The organism is Streptomyces celluloflavus (assembly GCA_000720995.1).
In the GTDB taxonomy this organism is placed as follows: domain Bacteria; phylum Actinomycetota; class Actinomycetes; order Streptomycetales; family Streptomycetaceae; genus Streptomyces; species Streptomyces celluloflavus.
Window position 1 is genome coordinate 1 of record JOEL01000062.1, and the last position, 15,425, is coordinate 15,425.

The window sequence follows — 15,425 nt, forward strand, 5'->3', positions numbered from 1 at the left end:
CACCGAACAGATCTGACCAACCATCAGCTATCTCATCCACCACGAAGCAAGCAACGACGACGACCGCATCGAGTCACGGAGTGTCGTTGCAGTACTAAGGCCCGTGATCACGGCCACCAAGCGAAGAGCGCCTCCGATCCGGCCACATGCCGGATCGGAGGCGCGCGTTCGTAGAGCGGACGCCAGGACCATGCCAACGACGGGTAATGGTCAGGAGTCGGCTCACCTTTCCTTACCTAGTCGACGGAGTTCTTCTCGCAAAGCGTCCGAATCCGGAACGGTGCCGTCGAGGATTCCGTTGTATCGCTGCTTGACTTCCTTCAGGTATTGGCGTTCACGCCGCTTTCGAAGGAACTGCCAAGGCTTGGGGTTGTAAGCGAGATCATGTCGGGCAGCTAAGAGAAATTCCGTCTGCCCCATGGCGTGATCTGCGAACACGCTCATGTAGTCGTCCGGACGTTCCTCAAAGCGAGGAAGCACGTCCATCACGTTCTGAGCTGCTTCTCGCACCAGGGGCGGCGCACATAAATGGATTCCCATGAAGGCGGCTTGGAGTTCAGCGTAAGCCTGAAACATCCGTGTGCGCGCCTGCTCGGCACACCAATGGCGGTAAATTCGCCAAAGAGGCTGCCGCAGCGGAGACGGATGCGTGGCCTCTCTTCGGCGCATGAAGTACTCGAACATGGTGGACGTGCAAAGCTGAGCGGCTTCCATGAAGCGGTGATATGCCTGAGCACGGTCTTCGGCGCTGCCGATGCGGGCCACGCCTACGGAGCGGTTGCGGCCGAAGATGGCACTGGCAATGCTGCCGGAGGCTCGAACGGCAGCGGGGGCAATGGGGTCCATGAGAGTTTCCTACACGACTCAGCGACCACCGTGATGGGTGTTCCGGACAGTGGAGTTTCCGCCCCTGTCAGAGTGATCAGTGATCTTGTGTGTCGGCGTTACGCGTTGGTGTGCGCCGAGGCCGAGCCAGATGGAGGCGAGGGCGACGCCGGCGCCGATCACGGTTTCGTTGACGGCGATGTCGGCCAGGGTGGGGACGCCGGTCCCGAGGAGGGACAGCAGAGCGACGATGGTGGAGCGGACCATCACCGGGTTGTTGCGGAGGATGTCACGCATGTCGGCTCCATGAGCGGGGTTAGGTAAGGGCGCGGAGGGCTTCGGCGATCGCTGTGCCGAGTGCGGTGAGCAGGGCCAGGGGCAGGGCGTACTTCCAGCGCTCCAGGGCGCGGAGGCGGCCCTCGTGGTTGGTGAGAGTGCCGCGGACGTTTTCGGAGTTCTGGACGACGGAGCGCACGTCTTCGCGGAGGCCGACGACCTCGTCGTAGATTTCGCGGGCGCCGATCGTGAGGCCGAGCGGGTCGCGGTCGGTCATCGCATCAGCCTTCGCCAGGTGATCGGGCCGACGTTGCCGTCAGCGTCGGGGCCGCGCCAGCCCTGGGCGCGCTGGAACGCCTTCACGCCGGCGCGGGTGGTGTGGCCGTAGGAGGTGGACGGGCCGTAGGTGAGGTAGCGGCCGTAGCCGTGTCGGACCAGGGCGTGGTCGACCTTCAGGACGGCCGGGCCGCGGGCGCCGTAGCGGACGGCCGCGCGGCCGGGGAACGGCGGCGGGGTCTGCGGCTTGGCGTGGGTTCCTCCGCCGAGGAGGCGCCGGAGGGAGGTGGGTCCGGGAATGCCGTCGGCGTCCGGGCCGCGGAAGCCGAGGGAGCGCTGCCAAGCGGCGTAGGCGCGGGTGTCCGCGTCGGTCCAGGTGGGACCGGGGCCGACGCGGTAGTAGCGGCCGAAGCCGTGGGCGACGAGGGCCTGGCCGACGGTCGTGACGTAAGCCCAAGAGCAAGGCGAAGGCTTGGGCACGGGATCGTGTCCAGGCGGTACGCGGCGAGCTGGACAAGCGCTACCGCATCCTGGTGGACCTCAGCGTCGGCTCCGGTCTGCGCCAAGGCGAGGCGTTCGCGGTGAGCCCGGACGACGTGGACGGCGACGTCATTCACGTGACCCGTCAGGTCATCAAGGTCAACGGTCACTTGGCCTTTGCCCCGCCGAAGGGCAACAAGGAACGTGATGCCCCGTGTACGCCGGAGTTGGCAGAGAGCATCATGGCGCACGCGGCGGCGTTCCCGACGGTCGAGGTCACCCTCCCGTGGGTGGACCCGGACCGGCCGAATCTCGCCTGGGACGAGCGGCCCCTGAAGACGGTCCGGCTGCTGGTGACGACTCCGCGCCGCGGTGCCGTCAATCGCAGCACCTTCGACGACAAGCACTGGAAGCCGGCGCTCGCCGCGGCCGGCGTCATCGCCGAGCCCTCGATCACGATGGTGCAGGGCAAGGGCAAGAGGCCATGGCGTCGATTCGAGTGGAACATGCCCCGGGCGGACGGCTTCCACGTCCTCCGTCACACCTTCGCGTCCATCGTTCTCCAGGCCGGTGAGACGATCGCGAAACTGGCGGAATGGCTGGGCCACAGCGACCCGGCTTTCACCTTGCGAACGTACATCCACTTCCTTCCGGAAGCGGGACGGTGTGGAATCGCGGCGCTCGGCTCATGGCTGGCCGGAGGAGACGGCGGGGGCGACGCCTCGGGCTCGGGCGGCTCCCCCGGGCCACGCGGTCCTGCTGATTCTCCCCAAATTCTCCCCACGGGGGCTTTGGGACCACAGAAAACGCCCCTTCGCCGCAGGTCAGGGGCTTGTACGGCGGACGAGTCGGCCTATACGCCGGGTTCTGTCTCCCCCGGTCCTTGCGGGCCGAGGGGAGGCGGCCATCCATCTAGGGCTGTCGTTGCCGGCAGCCTCGTGCGGTCTACCCGCGGACTCGGGCGGGCAGCCCTCGATCGTCCGCGCAGGGTCGTCGTCCCTTTCGGGATGGCGGCCCCTCTTGACCTTGCTCCGGGTGGGGTTTACCTAGCCCTCCGAGTCACCTCGGAGGCTGGTGGTCTCTTACACCACCGTTTCACCCTTACCTGGACCTTGCGGTCCCGGCGGTCTGTTTTCTGTGGCACTGTCCCGCGGGTCACCCCGGGTGGGCGTTACCCACCACCCTGCCCTGTGGAGCCCGGACGTTCCTCGGGAGGATCGCAAGATCCCCACGCGGCCGCCCGGCCGGCTCGTCCGCCGTGCCGACCATGCTACCCGTACGGACGGGGGCGGGGACCGACGGGCCGACGGGCGTCCGCGCAGGCCGGGGCCGCGGGCCGGAAGGCGGACCCGTCCCGGGTCCCGGCCGCGTCCCCGAGCCTTGACCTTGTCGTTGCGTCAACGTTTCTACTGGCCCCATGAGGATCGGAGAACTCGCCGCGCTGGTCGGGGTCAGCACCCGTACCGTGCGCCACTACCACCACCTGGGGCTGTTGCCGGAGCCGGCGCGGCGGGCCAATGGCTACCGGGAGTACGGGATACGGGACGCGGCGGCACTCGCGCGGGTGCGGCGGCTGACGGAGCTGGGGCTCTGCCTGGAGGAGGTCCGGGACGTCCTGGCCGACGACGCCGGGCGGGAGCTGCGGGACGTGCTCGTCGAGCTGGACGCGGACCTGGCGCGGCAGGAGGAGGCGATCCGGGCCCGCCGGGTGCGGCTGGGGGCGCTGTTGCGGCAGGCGGACGAGCACGGCGGGCTGCCGGACGAGGGGCCCGTGTCGGAGCAACTGGCCGAGCTGTTCGCGGAGATGGCGCGTACCTCGGCCACGCTGCCGGGGCCCGAGCCCGCGATGGCCGCGAAGGAGCGCGAGGGACTGGCGCTGCTGGAGACCATCACCAGCCCCGGGGAGCTGGCGCCGGTGATGGCGACGCTGCGGGAGACGTTCGCGGGGCCGGGCGCGATGGAGCGCGCGTACGAGGTGTACGCGCTGCTCGACGGGCTGGCGGACGCGGAGCCGGACGATCCACGGGTGGCCGAGGTGGCGCGGGCACTGGCGGACTGTCTGCCGCGGCGCCTGGTGGCCGAGGGTGCGACGGCGGTGGAGAGCGCCATGGAGCGGGAGTGGCAGCGCGGAGTGACGGACGACGGCGGGAGTGGCGGGGCGGGAGTCATGGGAGCGGTCCTCGCGGATCTCGCACCGGCGCAGGCGGCGGCGGTGCGGCAGACGATCCGGCTGATCGGACAGTTGGAGAGGGAGAGCAGGGGGAGCCAGGCGAGCACGGAGAAGGGGGCGAGGGAGCTGTGAGTGGCGGGGCGGGAAGGGACGTGGGGACACCGGGGCTGGCGGAGCGGGTGCGGCGGCTGGGCGGGCATGAGGTGCGGTGGCTGGTGAGCCTGGGGTGGTGGGTGGCGCGGCGGCGGATCGGGGTGGCGGCGGGTGACCGGGCCTTCGGGTACGCGTCGGCCCAGGCGGCGCTGGTGTACGGGCTGACGTTCGTGTGCGTGGTCGAGACGGTCGGGCTCGCCGTGCTGCTCCGGGACCATCCGGTGGCACACGGGGTGATGCTGGTCGTCGATGTCTACGCGCTGCTGATGATGCTGGGGATGCAGGCCGCGGCCGTCACCCGGCCGCATGTCCTGGGGAGCGGGGTGCTGTGGCTGCGCGATGCCGCCCGGATGGAGATACGGATACCGCTGGAGCGGATCGTCTCCGTCCGCTACGACCTGCGGTCCGCACCGGCGGGGAGCGGGAGCAGGAGCGAGGCAGCGGGGGAAGCAGGGGTGAAGCGTGGATCGGACGTGCTGGCGTTCGCGGTGGGCGGGCAGACGTCGGTGACCGTTGAGCTGCGCGAACCGGTCGTGGCCGTACGGCTGTCGGGGAGGCGGCCGGCGGTGCGTACGGTGCGGTTCCATGCCGATGACGCGCGGGGCATGGTCGCGGCCGTGCGCACGGCGGTGGCGGCGCCGGACGAGGGCAGGCCGCGGGCCGACCGGACGTGAGCCGGCCGGGTGCGCCCGCTCCACGCCACCCCCCGCAGCCGCATGCCCGCTCCGCGCCGCCCCCGTACGCCCTGCACCCCCTACACAGGTGTGAACCGCACCGGTTCCCGGCCCGGTTCTGCGGTGGTGAGGCGGACCCGGATGCGGTGGCCGAGGGGGAGTCCGGGGCCGTCGGGGGTGGTCTCGATGTGGCCGATGACCGCCGGTTCGTAGAGGTGGACGGTGCCCTGGGTGGGGTTCTGTTCCTGGATCTCCACGACCAGCGCCTCGAAGATCTCGCCGACCCGGTCGCGCAGCAGGGCCGCCTCGACGAGATCGACGCAGGCCCGCTCGACCTGGTTGGCGCGGTGGGTGCCGGTCTGCATCTCCTGCGGGAGGGCGGGCAGCGCGGTACGGACCCAGTCGGGCGGGTCCGTACCGGCGGAGGCGGCCAGGCACAGTTCGGACGTGTAGCGGTCGACGAGCCGCCGCAGCGGCGCGGTGGTGTGCGCGTACGGGGCGGCGACGGCGGCGTGCAGGGCGTGGGCGGCGGCCGGAGCGGTGCCGTCAAAAACGGTGTAGCCGGCGCCGCGCAGCAGGGTGGTGCATTCCTGGAGGAAGGCGGCGTGGGTGGCGCGGCGCGGGTCGAGGGTGCGGATGAGGGCGGCGTACGAGGTGTGGTGGGGCCAGTCGACGCCGAGGGCGCGGGCGGTCAGCCGCAGCCGGGCGACCGAGCCGTCCGGGGCGGTGGGCAGCGTACGCAGGATGCCGGTGCCGGAGGTGAGCATCAGGTCCGCGGCGGCCATGCCGGTGAGCAGGGAGATCTGGGCGTTCCAGCCGTCGGCGGGGAGCGGGGCGCGGTATTCGAGGGTGTAGCGGCCGTCGTGCTCGACGATTTCCTGCTCGGGGACGTTGAGGGAGATCGCGCCCCGGGCAATCTCCCGTTCCTCGCGGAGCAGCCCGATGTCGCGGAGCAGGGCGAGCGGTTCCTCGGCCGTCCTGTCGTCGATGACGTGCTGGACGCCCGCGTAGTGGAGCCGGGCGCGGGAGCGGACCAGTGCGCGGCGGACGGAGGCGGCGGTCAGCGCGCCGTGCGCGTCCAGGTCGAGTTCCCACAGGACGGCCGGGCGGTCCTGGTCGGGCAGCAGGCTGGCGGCGCCCTCGCTCAGGGCGTGCGGATGCAGCGGAACCCGCTCGTCGGGGAAGTAGAGGGTGGTCACCCGGTGGTGCGCCTCGGCGTCCAGCGCGCCGCCCGGGGTCACGAAGGAGGCGATATCGGCGATGGCGTAGTGGACGCGGAAGCCGCCGCCGCGGCGCCGGGACAGGAACATGGCCTGGTCGAGGTCGAGGGAGCCGGGCGGGTCGATGGTGAAGAGGGGGAGGTCGGTGGCGTCCTCCAGGCTGTGCTCGGTCACCACGTTGCCACCGGGGGCGGGGATGCGCGGGGCGCGCGCGGCGCTCTCCGCCTCGGCCTGCGCCGTCAGCGGGAAGTGCTCCGGGATCTCCAGCTGTCCGCGCAGCTCACGCAGCGCGGCACGCAGCGGCGCCTCGGCCGCATCGGTCACATGCATATGGCGACGGGGCATGAAACCGAGCGTATGGCGGCCCGGCGCTCCCGGCGCGGCGTACGGTCCGGGGCGGTGCACCGTGCCCGTCTCCGTACCGTCCGTGTCCGCCCGCGGCCGTTCCGGTGCCGTGGCCGCCCGGTGGGTGCTCGGGCCGCCCGCCGCAGGCCCTAGGCTTTTTCCGGGGCCGCGTCCGGCCGCCCGTACCGCCGCGAAGGAGATCACCGTGCTCGTGCTGTTGCCGCCGTCCGAAGGGAAGGCCGCGGGAGGGGCCGGTGCGCCGCTGTCGGTGGAGGCGCTGTCGCTGCCGGGGCTGGCTCCGGCGCGGGCGGCGGTGCTGGCGGAACTGGTCGACCTGTGCGCGGCGGACGAGACCAAGGCCCAGGAAGTGCTGGGACTCAGCGAGGGCCTGAAGGGCGAGATCGCCAAGAACGCGGGACTGCGCACCGCCGGGACGCGGCCGGCCGGCGAGATCTACACGGGGGTGCTCTACGACGCCCTCGGGCTCGCGACACTGGACGCGCCGGCGCGCAAGCTGGCGGAGCGCTCGCTGCTGGTGTTCTCGGGGCTCTGGGGCGCCGTACGGATCGGCGACCGGATCCCGTCCTACCGCTGTTCGATGGGCGTGAAGCTGCCGGGGCTCGGCGCGCTGGGCGCGTACTGGCGGGCGCCGATGGCCGAGGTGCTGCCCGCGGCGGCGGGCGACTCGCTGGTGCTCGACCTGCGTTCGGCGGCGTACGCGACGGCGTGGAGGCCCAAGGGCGAGGTCGCCGGGCGGACCGCGACGGTGCGGGTGCTCCAGTCGAAGACCGTGGCCGGGGTCGAGAAGCGGTCGGTGGTCAGTCACTTCAACAAGGCGACCAAGGGCCGGCTGGTCCGGGATCTGCTGACGGCGGGGCTCACACCGGCCGGCCCCGCGGAGCTGGTGGACGCGCTGCGCGGGCTGGGGTACGCGGTGGAGGCGCAGGCCCCGGCGAAGGGCGGCAAGGCGTGGGCGCTCGATGTGATCGTGACGGAGTTGTAGGGGCGATTCGGCGCGGCCGCCATGTGACGGCGCGGGCGCTGCCGTAGGCGGCACTCCCGTCGACATTGCAACATGCGCAACGGTCGTTGCGGAGAGTGGGGCAGTGGGAGCAGTATGGGCGGCGTGACTAGCGCCGCCTCCTCCCCCGTGCCCACCGCCGCCTCAGCGCCCGCCGCCCCTTCGGTCCTCGGGCTCGCCCCCGTCATCCCCGTCGTCGTCCTGCACGACGCCGCCGACGCCGTCCCGCTCGCCCGCGCGCTCGTCGCGGGCGGGCTGCCCGCGATCGAGGTGACCCTGCGTACGCCCGCCGCGCTGGACGCGATCCGGGCCATCGCCGACGAGGTCCCCGACGCGGTGATCGGCGCGGGCACCGTGCTCAACCCCGAACAGGTCGACGCGGCCCGCGCGGCCGGTTCGCGGTTCCTGGTGAGCCCGGGGTGGTCGCCGCGGCTGCTGGGCGCAATGCGGGACTCCGGTGTGCCGTTCCTGCCCGGCGTCTCGACGGCGTCGGAGGTCGTGACGCTGCTCGACGAGGGCATCACCGAGATGAAGTTCTTCCCGGCCGAGGCGGCCGGCGGGACGGCGTATCTGAAGTCGCTGGCCGCGCCGCTGCCGCAGGTCCGGTTCTGCCCGACCGGCGGTATCGGCCTGGCCTCCGCGCCCGCGTACCTCGCACTGCCCAACGTCGGCTGCGTCGGCGGCACCTGGATGCTGCCCGCCGACGCGCTGGCCGCGAAGGACTGGGGCCGGGTGCGCGAACTCGCCCGCGAGGCCGCCGCGTTGGGGCGCTGAGACGGCGCCCCGGAGTGCCCTCGCGCGGGCCGTCGCCCCGCGCCGCGCCGCCCGCGTATGCCGACGGGCCCGGCACCTCGGTCGAGGTGCCGGGCCCGTCGGCGTACGTGTCCAGCCGTCCGGCCGCCCGCGCCGGGCATCGCGTCAGCGCAGATGCGAGGTGTCGTTCAGCAGCCGCAGCGACGCGTTGCCGTCGGCGTAGTAGGCGACCGCCGACAGGGACGCCGCCGAGAGCTCCATCCGGTACAGCGACTCGGGCGGTGCGCCGAGCGCCAGCCGGACCAGCATCTTGATCGGCGTCACATGGGTCACCAGCAGCACGGTCTTGCCCGTATAGCGCGCGATGAGCTTGTCGCGGGCGACCGCGACCCGGCGGGCGACCGTCGCGAACGACTCACCGCCGCCGGTGGGCGCCGCCTTGGTGGAGCCGAGCCAGGCGGTCAGGTCCTCGGGGTGGCGCTCGCGGACCTCGGCGAAGGTCAGCCCCTCCCAGGCCCCGAAGTCCGTCTCGCGCAGCCCGTCCTCGATACGGACCTCCAGGCCGAGCCGGGCCGCCACCGTGTCGGCGGTCTCCCGGCAGCGCCGCAGCGGTGAGCTGACGACGGCCTGGACGGTGCCGCGGGCCGCGAGCGCGGCGGCGGCCGCCGTGGCCTGCCGGCGGCCCGCGGCGGAGAGTTCGGGGTCGCCGCCGCCGCTGCCGGAGAAGCGCTTCTCCGGGGTGAGCGCGGTCTCGCCGTGCCGCAGCAGGACGAAGGTCGCGGGCGTGCCCAGGTCGGCGGCGGCGCCCCAGCCGGCCGCCGGGGTGCGCGGGGCGGCGGCCGCCTCGGCCGCCTCGTCGGCGGCGCGCGCCGCGGTGCTGCGCGCGGACCCGGTGGCGAGCGCGGCCCGGGAGTCGCGCGGCTCCCACTGTTTGCCGATCCGCCCGGCGTCCATCGCCTCGTTGGCGAGCCGGTCGGCGTGCTTGTTCTGCTCCCGGGGGATCCACTCGTAGGTGACCTGAGTGGGCGGGAAGACCGTCTTGGCCTCGGCGGCCAGCGGTCGCATGTCCGGGTGCTTGATCTTCCAGCGGCCCGACATCTGCTCGACGACGAGCTTGGAGTCCATCCGCACGTGGATGCGCGCCTGCGGGTCCAGGGCGTGCGCGGCCCGCAGTCCGGCCAGCAGTCCCTTGTACTCGGCGACGTTGTTGGTCGCGGTGCCGATGAACTCGGCGGCCTCGGCCAGCGCCTCACCGGTCGCCGGGTCGAGGACGACCGCGCCGTAGCCGGCCGGCCCCGGGTTGCCCCGGGAGCCGCCGTCCGCTTCGACGATGAACGTGCGTGCCATTGCCTACAGACCCGAGTCCGGCGTACGGACCAGGATGCGGTGGCAGTTCTCGCACCGGACGACGGTGTCGGCGGCGGCCGCCCGCACATCGTTGATCTCGGTGATGTTCAGCTCCAGCCGGCAGCCCTCGCAGCGGCGCTGGTAGAGGCGGGCCGCACCGATGCCGCCCTCCTTGACCCGGATCTTGTCGTAGAGCCCCAGGAGGGCCGCCGGGATGTCGGCGGCGGTCAGCTCGCGCTCCTTGGTGGCCGTGGCGGCCTCCGCGTCGATACCGGCGAAGGCGGCGTCCCGGCGCGCGACCGCGTCGTCGACCTTGGCCTGGAGGGAGTCGGCCCGGCCGGTCAGCTCGGCGACCCGCTCCTGGGCGGACTCGCGGCGCTCCATGACCTCCAGGACGACGTCCTCCAGGTCGCCCTGGCGCTTGGCCAGCGAGGTCAGTTCGCGCTGGAGGCTCTCCAGGTCCTTGGGCGAGGTGACGGCGCCGGAGTCCAGGCGCTTCTGGTCGCGGGCGGCGCGCTGGCGCACCTGGTCCACGTCCTGCTCCGCCTTGGTCTGCTCGCGGGAGGTGTCGCTCTCCTCGGTCTGCGCGGCGACCAGGAGGTCGCGCTGCTGGGTGAGGTCGGCCTCCAGGGCGCTGATCTCGGCGTGCTCGGGGAGGTTCTTGCGCTTGTGCGCGAGCTGCGTGAGGCGGACGTCCAGGGCCTGGACCTCAAGGAGACGGATCTGGTCGGCGGGCGCGGCGTTCAGCTTGGGGCTCCTGTTGTATTCGTCGGGGTGGTGAGGGGGGCGGACGCCGCGTGGGCGGTCCAGGGGTCGGTGACCGTACGGGAGACATGCGTGCGCAGTCCCCAGCCGTGCCGGTCGGAGACCGCGTCGAGCTGGGCCGCGGCTTGCTCGCACCACGGCCATTCGGTGGCCCAGTGCGCCGCGTCGAGCAGCGCCGGCGGGCCGTGCCGGGGGTCCCGGCTGTGCTGGGTGGCCTCGGAGGCCGGGTGGTGGCGCAGGTCGGCGGTGAGGAAGGCGTCCACACCGGCCGCCCGTACGTCGGCGAAGAGGCTGTCGCCCGAGCCGCCGGAGACGGCGACGGTACGGATCTCGCGGTCCGGGTCGCCGGCCGCCCGGACGCCCTGGGCGGTGGCGGGCAGCCGCGCGGCGGCGTACGCCGTGAAGTCGGCCAGGGTCATCGGGTGGGCGAGCTCGCAGATCCGGCCGAGGCCCCGGCGGCCCGCCGGGTCGCTCGGATCGGGCACCAGCGGGCCGGTGATGCGCAGGTCCAGGGCGCCGGCCAGGGCGTCCGAGACGCCGGGATCGGCGGTGTCGGCGTTGGTGTGCGCGACGTGCAGCGCGATGTCGTGCTTGATGAGGGTGTGCACGACCCGGCCCTTGAAGGTGGTGGCCGCCACCGTCGTCGTCCCGCGCAGATAGAGCGGGTGGTGGGTGACGAGGAGGTCGGCGCCGAGTGCGACGGCCTCGTCGGCGATCTCCTGGACCGGGTCGACGGCGAACAGCACGCGGCCGATCTCGGCGTCCGGGTCTCCGCAGACCGGGCCGACGGCGTCCCACTGTTCGGCCCGCTCGGGGGGCCAGAGGGCGTCGAGCGCGGCGAGGACTTCAGACAGTGCGGGCACGGGTGGAAGGTTACCTCCCGCCCGTGCCCCTGCGACGAGCCGCGGTCCGCGGGGCGACGGCCGCGGTGGCCCTGCCGCGGGGCCGGGCCGAGGGGCCGCGGCCCGGCAGGTGCTACTTGACGAGGAAGCCGCGCAGGTCGTCCAGGACGCTGTTGGCGGCGGTGACGCCCAGGCCCAGGTACCAGGTCTCGTCCTTGACGTTCTTGGCGTGGCCTTCCTTGACCGCCTTGAGGTTCTTCCACAGCGGGTTGTTCTCGGCGGTGTCGCGCTTGGTGGACTTGGGGTCGCCGTAGACGCCGGTGAAGATCCAGTCCGCGTCGGCCTGGTTGATGTTCTCCGGGCTGACCTCGGTGGCGAGGTCATTGACCTGCTGGTTCTTGGGCCGCGGCAGGCCGGTGTCCTTGAGGATGGTGCCGATGAACGACTGCTGGGCGTAGAGCCGGGTGAACTGCGGCATGTAGCGCAGCATCGTGATGGTCGGCTTCTCGGTACCGATGTCCTCGCCGAGCTTCTTCGCCTTGGCCTCGTAGGCGGCCAGATTCGCCTTCGCCTCGGCGGTCTTGTCCAGGGCGGCGGCGTTGAGCAGGTAGTTCTGCTTCCAGGTGAAGCCGGGGCGGATGGAGAAGACGGTCGGGGCGATCTTGCTGAGCTGTGCGTACTGCTTCTCGGCGCGCAGCTTGCTGCCCAGGATCAGATCGGGCTTGAGCTTGTTGATGGCCTCCAGGTTGAGGCCGTTGATGGTGCCGACGCTCTGGGGGTCGCCGGCGTCCTTCTTGAGGTAGGGCGGGAGGGCCGCGTCGCCCTCGGTGGGGGCGTAGCCGACCGGCTTGATGCCGAGCGAGACGACGTTGTCGAGTTCGCCGACGTCCAGGACGATGACGCGCTTGGGGGCGGCCTTGAGCGTGGTGGTGCCCATCGCCTGCTTGATGGTGCGCGGGAACTCGCCGGGCTTGGCGTCGGTGCCCATCTTCGCGGTCTGCTCGGCGGCCGAGCCGAAGTCCTTGCCGCCCTGGGCGACGGACTTCGATCCGGCGCCGTTGTCGCTCTTGCCGCCGCCCGAGTCGGACGAGCCACAGGCCGCGAGCGACAGGGCGCCGGCGGCGGCGAGGGCGATGGCGGCGGCACCGCGGCGGCGAAGGGACATCACGCACTCCAGGGGAGATCGGCTGCCAGGAGGACCGCAGGGGACGGCCCGGACAGCGCAGAACGAACTTAGGCCCGCCTAACCTTACGCACTGTTGAAATCCGAAGCACAGCCGCCCCGTCCGGTACGAGCGAGAGGCACAGCCGCTCCACCCGGCGCAGGCGAATCGGACAACCACCATCCATATGCGTGAACCAGGGCAACCATCGCCGATCGTCCGGAACCGCGAAAACTAGCTTCGGTTCCCGACTGGAGGTGCGCATTCGATGACGATCTGCGCCAGTGAGGACATTCCGGCCCTCGGCAGCCCGCACCGCGCGGCGCTGACGATCGCCGCCGACGGCTCGTACGCCGCCCGGCTCGCCCGGCACGCCGACGCCGCCGGGAGCCGGTTCCCGGAGCGCTGGACGCTGAGCGGCCCGGAGCCGTACGCCGTACCGCTGCCCGGCCATCAGCCGGAGGAGCCGGACAGTGAACTGCTGCCGCTCGCGGACGGCCGGGTGCTGATCCGGCGCCGGATCGCGGGCCACTTCGCCTTCTCGCTGCTCTACCCGGCGGGCCCGGGGACCGGCGAACTCCCGCTCGGTGCCGTGGCGGCGCCCGAACTGACCCTGCTGCCGCCCGCCCCGGGCGGGCTGCTCGGCTACGCCCTGGCGCCCGGCCCGTACTCCACCACGGTGTGGCTGGTGACCGGCGGGACGCGGGGACCCGAGCCGGTCGCCGAGGTGCCGGGGCGGTGTACCGGCGGCGCCTGGCTGGACCGGTGCGGCCGGCTGCTGGCGCTGGACCGGGAGTTGGCCGGCCGGACGAAGACCGTGGCCGTCGACCTGGAGCGGGGCGGCGAGACCAGCGAACTGCTCCAGATCACCGAGGAGAGCGACGACCGGCTGCTGCTCGCCGATCCGGACAGCGGCCTGCTGATCGTGCGGTCCGACGCACCGGGGTACGACCGGCTGGGGTGGGGCGTGCTCGGCAGCTGCCGGCCGATGCGCTTCCCCGAGTGCCTGCGGCCGGCCGGGGCCGTACTCACGCCGTTCGCCGTCCAGCCGGGGCAGGCGCTGACGCCGGAGAACTGCGCGGTGGCGTTCCGGATCGACGCACCGGGCGGTACGTGGCTGGGCGTATGGCGGCCCGCGGAACGGCAGTTGCGGCAGCTTCCGGCACCGGACGGCTGGCTGGCCGGCGCCGGGCTGTGGACGGCGGAGGGCGCGCTGCTGCTGCCGTACTCGACGCACTCGGTGCCGTGCGGGGTCGCGGTGCCGACCCTGCCGCCGGCACCGGACGCGGGCGCCGGGCGGGGCGGCGTGCCGGGCGGCGCCACGGGGTGCGCCCCGGGCGGCATCCCGGGCGGCATTGCGGACCGTGTCCGTGGCGGTGTGCCGGGCGGGGCGCCGTGGACCGGTGGGCGGATCCTCGTCCGCTCCCCCGGCAGGGACGGCAGCCCCGCCGCCGGCGACGCCTGCCGCCTCGGTGACCTCGGACACCTCGGACGCCTCGGACACCTCGAAGATCTGCCGCACCTCTCTCGCGGCCCGTACGGCGAAACCGCTCCGGCCTCGGCGTACGCCGGCGCGGCGTACGCGCCGTCCGGACCGGCGGAAGCACCGGCGAGGCAACCTCGGCGCGCCCCCGCGCATCCCCAGATGTGCAGGCCGGTGCCGCTGCAACAGGCACCGCTGGCGACCAGGGAGGCCCGGTAGCGCGCGAATTGCCGCCCCGTTCTAAAATCGGGGCGGGGGCTACGCAGCCGGTTGACCCGGCCGCCGACGGTGTTGCCGCGGAGGTCCCGACGCGTACAGCTGTAAGCGATCTGACGGAGTGACTTTTCCATGTCCGAAGCCCGAACCGAATCGACCGAGGCGCTCCCACCGGAGGCATCCGCCCAGGCCGCAGCGGCGGCACACGCCGGCAAACACCGTGGTCCGGCCGCCTCGGAGGAGGCCATGGCCGACGCCAACGGGCGGCACCGCAGGAACGAGCAGTCCCAGCGCGTGTAGCCGGCCGGCGGGCGGACCGGGGCAGGTCTCTGCCGATGCCGCCCGCGCTCAGGACGACGGCCGTGGCCGCCGCACCGCGTTCGCGCGGGCGGTGGCCACGGCCGTTCCCGTGTGCGGTGGCCACGGCCGTCGTCGGGTGCGGCGGTCCGGCGGGGGTCAGCCGTGTTTGAGGCCCAGCACCTCGGCCGCCGCGAAGGTCTCGTTCGGCGGGCGCGCGGCGTAGTACGGCGTCAGCACCGCGTCCAGTTCGTCGAAGCTGAACGCCTCGTGCGGGGCGTCGAACTTGGCGGCGATCCGCGGCCGTTCGGCGATGGCGACCATGCCGCCGTGCACGACCAGCAGCTGACCGTTGACCCCGGCCGCGGCCGGTGAGGCCAGATAGCCGACGAGCGGTGAGACGTGTTCGGGGGCGAGCACGTCGAGGGTGCCGTCCGCCGGTTCCTGGAAGCCCGCGAAGACGTCCTCGGTCATCCGGGTGCGGGCGCGCGGGCAGATGGCGTTGGCGGTCACCCCGTATTTGGCCAGCGCCAGCGCCGTGGAGGTGGTGAGGCCGACGATGCCGCCCTTGGCCGCCGCGTAGTTGGGCTGCCCCGCCGATCCGGCGAGGAACGCTTCGGAGGAGGTGTTGACGATCCGGCCGTGGACCGGGCCGCCGGCCGCCTTGGCGCGTTCGCGCCAGTGGATAGCGGCGAAGTGCGTGGTGTTGAAGTGCCCCTTGAGGTGGACGCGGATCACCGTGTCCCACTCGTCCTCGCTCATGGAGAAGACCATCCGGTCGCGCAGGATGCCCGCGTTGTTGACCAGGATGTCGAGCTGTCCGTACGTGTCGACGGCGAGTTGGACCAGGGCGCGGGCCTGCTCGAAGTCGGCGACGTCGCCGAGGTGGGCGGTGGCCCGGCCGCCCGCCGCACGGATCCCGGCGGCGGTCTCCTCGGCGGGCGCGGCGGATGCCTCGCCCGAGCCGTCCCGTCCCGGCTGCCCGAAGTCGTTGACGACCACATTGGCGCCCAGCCGGGCCAGTTCCCGCGCCTCGGCCCGGCCCAGCCCGCGCCCGGCGCCGGTGACGATCGCGGTCAGGCCCGCGAGTGGTGCTGACTGTGCTGCCGGTTCTCCCAT

Annotated in this window: 16 protein-coding genes and 1 other RNA gene; 6 read left to right on the top strand and 11 right to left on the bottom strand. The window is 72.7% G+C overall.

Features of this window, described 5'->3' with window-relative positions:
* Positions 1–222 precede the first annotated feature (222 nt).
* The 5 genes from IH09_RS39455 to rnpB form a co-directional block, all read right to left on the bottom strand.
* The gene (locus IH09_RS39455; protein WP_190233476.1) at positions 223–846 is read right to left on the bottom strand and encodes a hypothetical protein; all 624 of its coding nucleotides are present in this window, start codon (positions 844–846) and stop codon (positions 223–225) included.
* Between the two features lie 18 nt (positions 847–864).
* A complete protein-coding gene (locus tag IH09_RS32515; protein ID WP_052861146.1) occupies positions 865–1,122 on the bottom strand; it encodes a hypothetical protein in 258 nt (85 codons plus the stop codon).
* A gap of 19 nt (positions 1,123–1,141) precedes the next feature.
* On the bottom strand, positions 1,142–1,378 hold the full coding sequence (locus IH09_RS32520; RefSeq protein WP_052861147.1) for a hypothetical protein: 237 nt from the start codon (positions 1,376–1,378) through the stop codon (positions 1,142–1,144).
* Positions 1,375–1,857: a peptidoglycan-binding protein gene (locus tag IH09_RS39460; RefSeq protein WP_052861148.1), complete on the bottom strand. Its 483-nt coding sequence runs from the start codon at positions 1,855–1,857 to the stop codon at positions 1,375–1,377. The genes IH09_RS32520 and IH09_RS39460 overlap by 4 nt, the downstream gene beginning before the upstream one ends.
* Positions 1,858–2,697: 840 nt before the next feature.
* Positions 2,698–3,109, bottom strand: an RNA gene (gene rnpB, locus IH09_RS32680) — RNase P RNA component class A.
* A 165-nt stretch (positions 3,110–3,274) separates the two neighbouring features.
* On the opposite strand from rnpB, the gene IH09_RS32535 reads away from it, so the two are divergent.
* Positions 3,275–4,159 carry a MerR family transcriptional regulator gene (locus IH09_RS32535; RefSeq protein ID WP_052861150.1) on the top strand — a complete coding sequence of 295 codons (885 nt, stop codon included), beginning with the start codon at positions 3,275–3,277 and terminating at the stop codon, positions 4,157–4,159.
* A 20-nt stretch (positions 4,160–4,179) separates the two neighbouring features.
* Complete coding sequence (locus IH09_RS32540) at positions 4,180–4,854, top strand: hypothetical protein (RefSeq protein WP_190233477.1); 675 nt, start codon at positions 4,180–4,182, stop codon at positions 4,852–4,854.
* 80 nt (positions 4,855–4,934) lie between these two features.
* On the opposite strand, the gene IH09_RS32545 is transcribed toward IH09_RS32540, so the two are convergent.
* Positions 4,935–6,419 carry an RNB domain-containing ribonuclease gene (locus IH09_RS32545; protein ID WP_052861176.1) on the bottom strand — a complete coding sequence of 495 codons (1,485 nt, stop codon included), beginning with the start codon at positions 6,417–6,419 and terminating at the stop codon, positions 4,935–4,937.
* A 205-nt stretch (positions 6,420–6,624) separates the two neighbouring features.
* Here IH09_RS32545 and yaaA point away from each other — a divergent pair, with 205 nt between their 5' ends.
* Positions 6,625–7,422, top strand: coding sequence for a peroxide stress protein YaaA (gene yaaA / locus IH09_RS32550; protein WP_052861151.1), 798 nt, complete (start codon positions 6,625–6,627; stop codon positions 7,420–7,422).
* Positions 7,423–7,536: 114 nt separating this feature from the next.
* On the top strand, positions 7,537–8,214 hold the full coding sequence (locus IH09_RS32555) for a bifunctional 4-hydroxy-2-oxoglutarate aldolase/2-dehydro-3-deoxy-phosphogluconate aldolase (protein ID WP_052861152.1): 678 nt from the start codon (positions 7,537–7,539) through the stop codon (positions 8,212–8,214).
* Between the two features lie 144 nt (positions 8,215–8,358).
* On the opposite strand, the gene IH09_RS32560 is transcribed toward IH09_RS32555, so the two are convergent.
* The 4 genes from IH09_RS32560 to IH09_RS32575 form a co-directional block, all read right to left on the bottom strand.
* Positions 8,359–9,540 carry a bifunctional RNase H/acid phosphatase gene (locus IH09_RS32560; protein WP_052861153.1) on the bottom strand — a complete coding sequence of 394 codons (1,182 nt, stop codon included), beginning with the start codon at positions 9,538–9,540 and terminating at the stop codon, positions 8,359–8,361.
* Between the two features lie 3 nt (positions 9,541–9,543).
* Positions 9,544–10,287, bottom strand: a complete 744-nt coding sequence (locus tag IH09_RS32565) for a zinc ribbon domain-containing protein (RefSeq protein WP_190233479.1) — start codon at positions 10,285–10,287, stop codon at positions 9,544–9,546.
* Complete coding sequence (locus tag IH09_RS32570) at positions 10,284–11,168, bottom strand: Nif3-like dinuclear metal center hexameric protein (RefSeq protein ID WP_052861154.1); 885 nt, start codon at positions 11,166–11,168, stop codon at positions 10,284–10,286. Before IH09_RS32570 ends, IH09_RS32565 begins: the two co-directional genes overlap by 4 nt.
* Before the next feature lie 112 nt (positions 11,169–11,280).
* Positions 11,281–12,312, bottom strand: coding sequence for an ABC transporter substrate-binding protein (locus IH09_RS32575; RefSeq protein WP_052861155.1), 1,032 nt, complete (start codon positions 12,310–12,312; stop codon positions 11,281–11,283).
* Between the two features lie 266 nt (positions 12,313–12,578).
* Here IH09_RS32575 and IH09_RS32580 point away from each other — a divergent pair, with 266 nt between their 5' ends.
* Positions 12,579–14,012, top strand: a complete 1,434-nt coding sequence (locus IH09_RS32580; RefSeq protein ID WP_240150561.1) for a hypothetical protein — start codon at positions 12,579–12,581, stop codon at positions 14,010–14,012.
* A gap of 129 nt (positions 14,013–14,141) precedes the next feature.
* Positions 14,142–14,309 carry a hypothetical protein gene (locus IH09_RS39465; RefSeq protein ID WP_165484873.1) on the top strand — a complete coding sequence of 56 codons (168 nt, stop codon included), beginning with the start codon at positions 14,142–14,144 and terminating at the stop codon, positions 14,307–14,309.
* Positions 14,310–14,465: 156 nt separating this feature from the next.
* On the opposite strand, the gene IH09_RS32585 is transcribed toward IH09_RS39465, so the two are convergent.
* Positions 14,466–15,425, bottom strand: coding sequence for a 3-oxoacyl-ACP reductase (locus IH09_RS32585; RefSeq protein ID WP_052861156.1), 960 nt, complete (start codon positions 15,423–15,425; stop codon positions 14,466–14,468).

What these genes read in the sequence shown, in the direction of transcription:
- IH09_RS39455 (WP_190233476.1), bottom strand. Translation starts at nt 846, where the DNA reads ATGGACCCCATTGCCCCCGCTGCCGTTCGAGCCTCCGGCAGCATTGCC.
- IH09_RS32515 (WP_052861146.1), bottom strand. Translation starts at nt 1,122, where the DNA reads ATGCGTGACATCCTCCGCAACAACCCGGTGATGGTCCGCTCCACCATC.
- IH09_RS32520 (WP_052861147.1), bottom strand. Translation starts at nt 1,378, where the DNA reads ATGACCGACCGCGACCCGCTCGGCCTCACGATCGGCGCCCGCGAAATC.
- IH09_RS32535 (WP_052861150.1), top strand. Translation starts at nt 3,275, where the DNA reads ATGAGGATCGGAGAACTCGCCGCGCTGGTCGGGGTCAGCACCCGTACC.
- IH09_RS32545 (WP_052861176.1), bottom strand. Translation starts at nt 6,419, where the DNA reads ATGCCCCGTCGCCATATGCATGTGACCGATGCGGCCGAGGCGCCGCTG.
- IH09_RS32555 (WP_052861152.1), top strand. Translation starts at nt 7,537, where the DNA reads ATGGGCGGCGTGACTAGCGCCGCCTCCTCCCCCGTGCCCACCGCCGCC.
- IH09_RS32560 (WP_052861153.1), bottom strand. Translation starts at nt 9,540, where the DNA reads ATGGCACGCACGTTCATCGTCGAAGCGGACGGCGGCTCCCGGGGCAAC.
- IH09_RS32575 (WP_052861155.1), bottom strand. Translation starts at nt 12,312, where the DNA reads ATGTCCCTTCGCCGCCGCGGTGCCGCCGCCATCGCCCTCGCCGCCGCC.
- IH09_RS32580 (WP_240150561.1), top strand. Translation starts at nt 12,579, where the DNA reads ATGACGATCTGCGCCAGTGAGGACATTCCGGCCCTCGGCAGCCCGCAC.
- IH09_RS39465 (WP_165484873.1), top strand. Translation starts at nt 14,142, where the DNA reads ATGTCCGAAGCCCGAACCGAATCGACCGAGGCGCTCCCACCGGAGGCA.
- IH09_RS32585 (WP_052861156.1), bottom strand. Translation starts at nt 15,425, where the DNA reads ATGGGAGAACCGGCAGCACAGTCAGCACCACTCGCGGGCCTGACCGCG.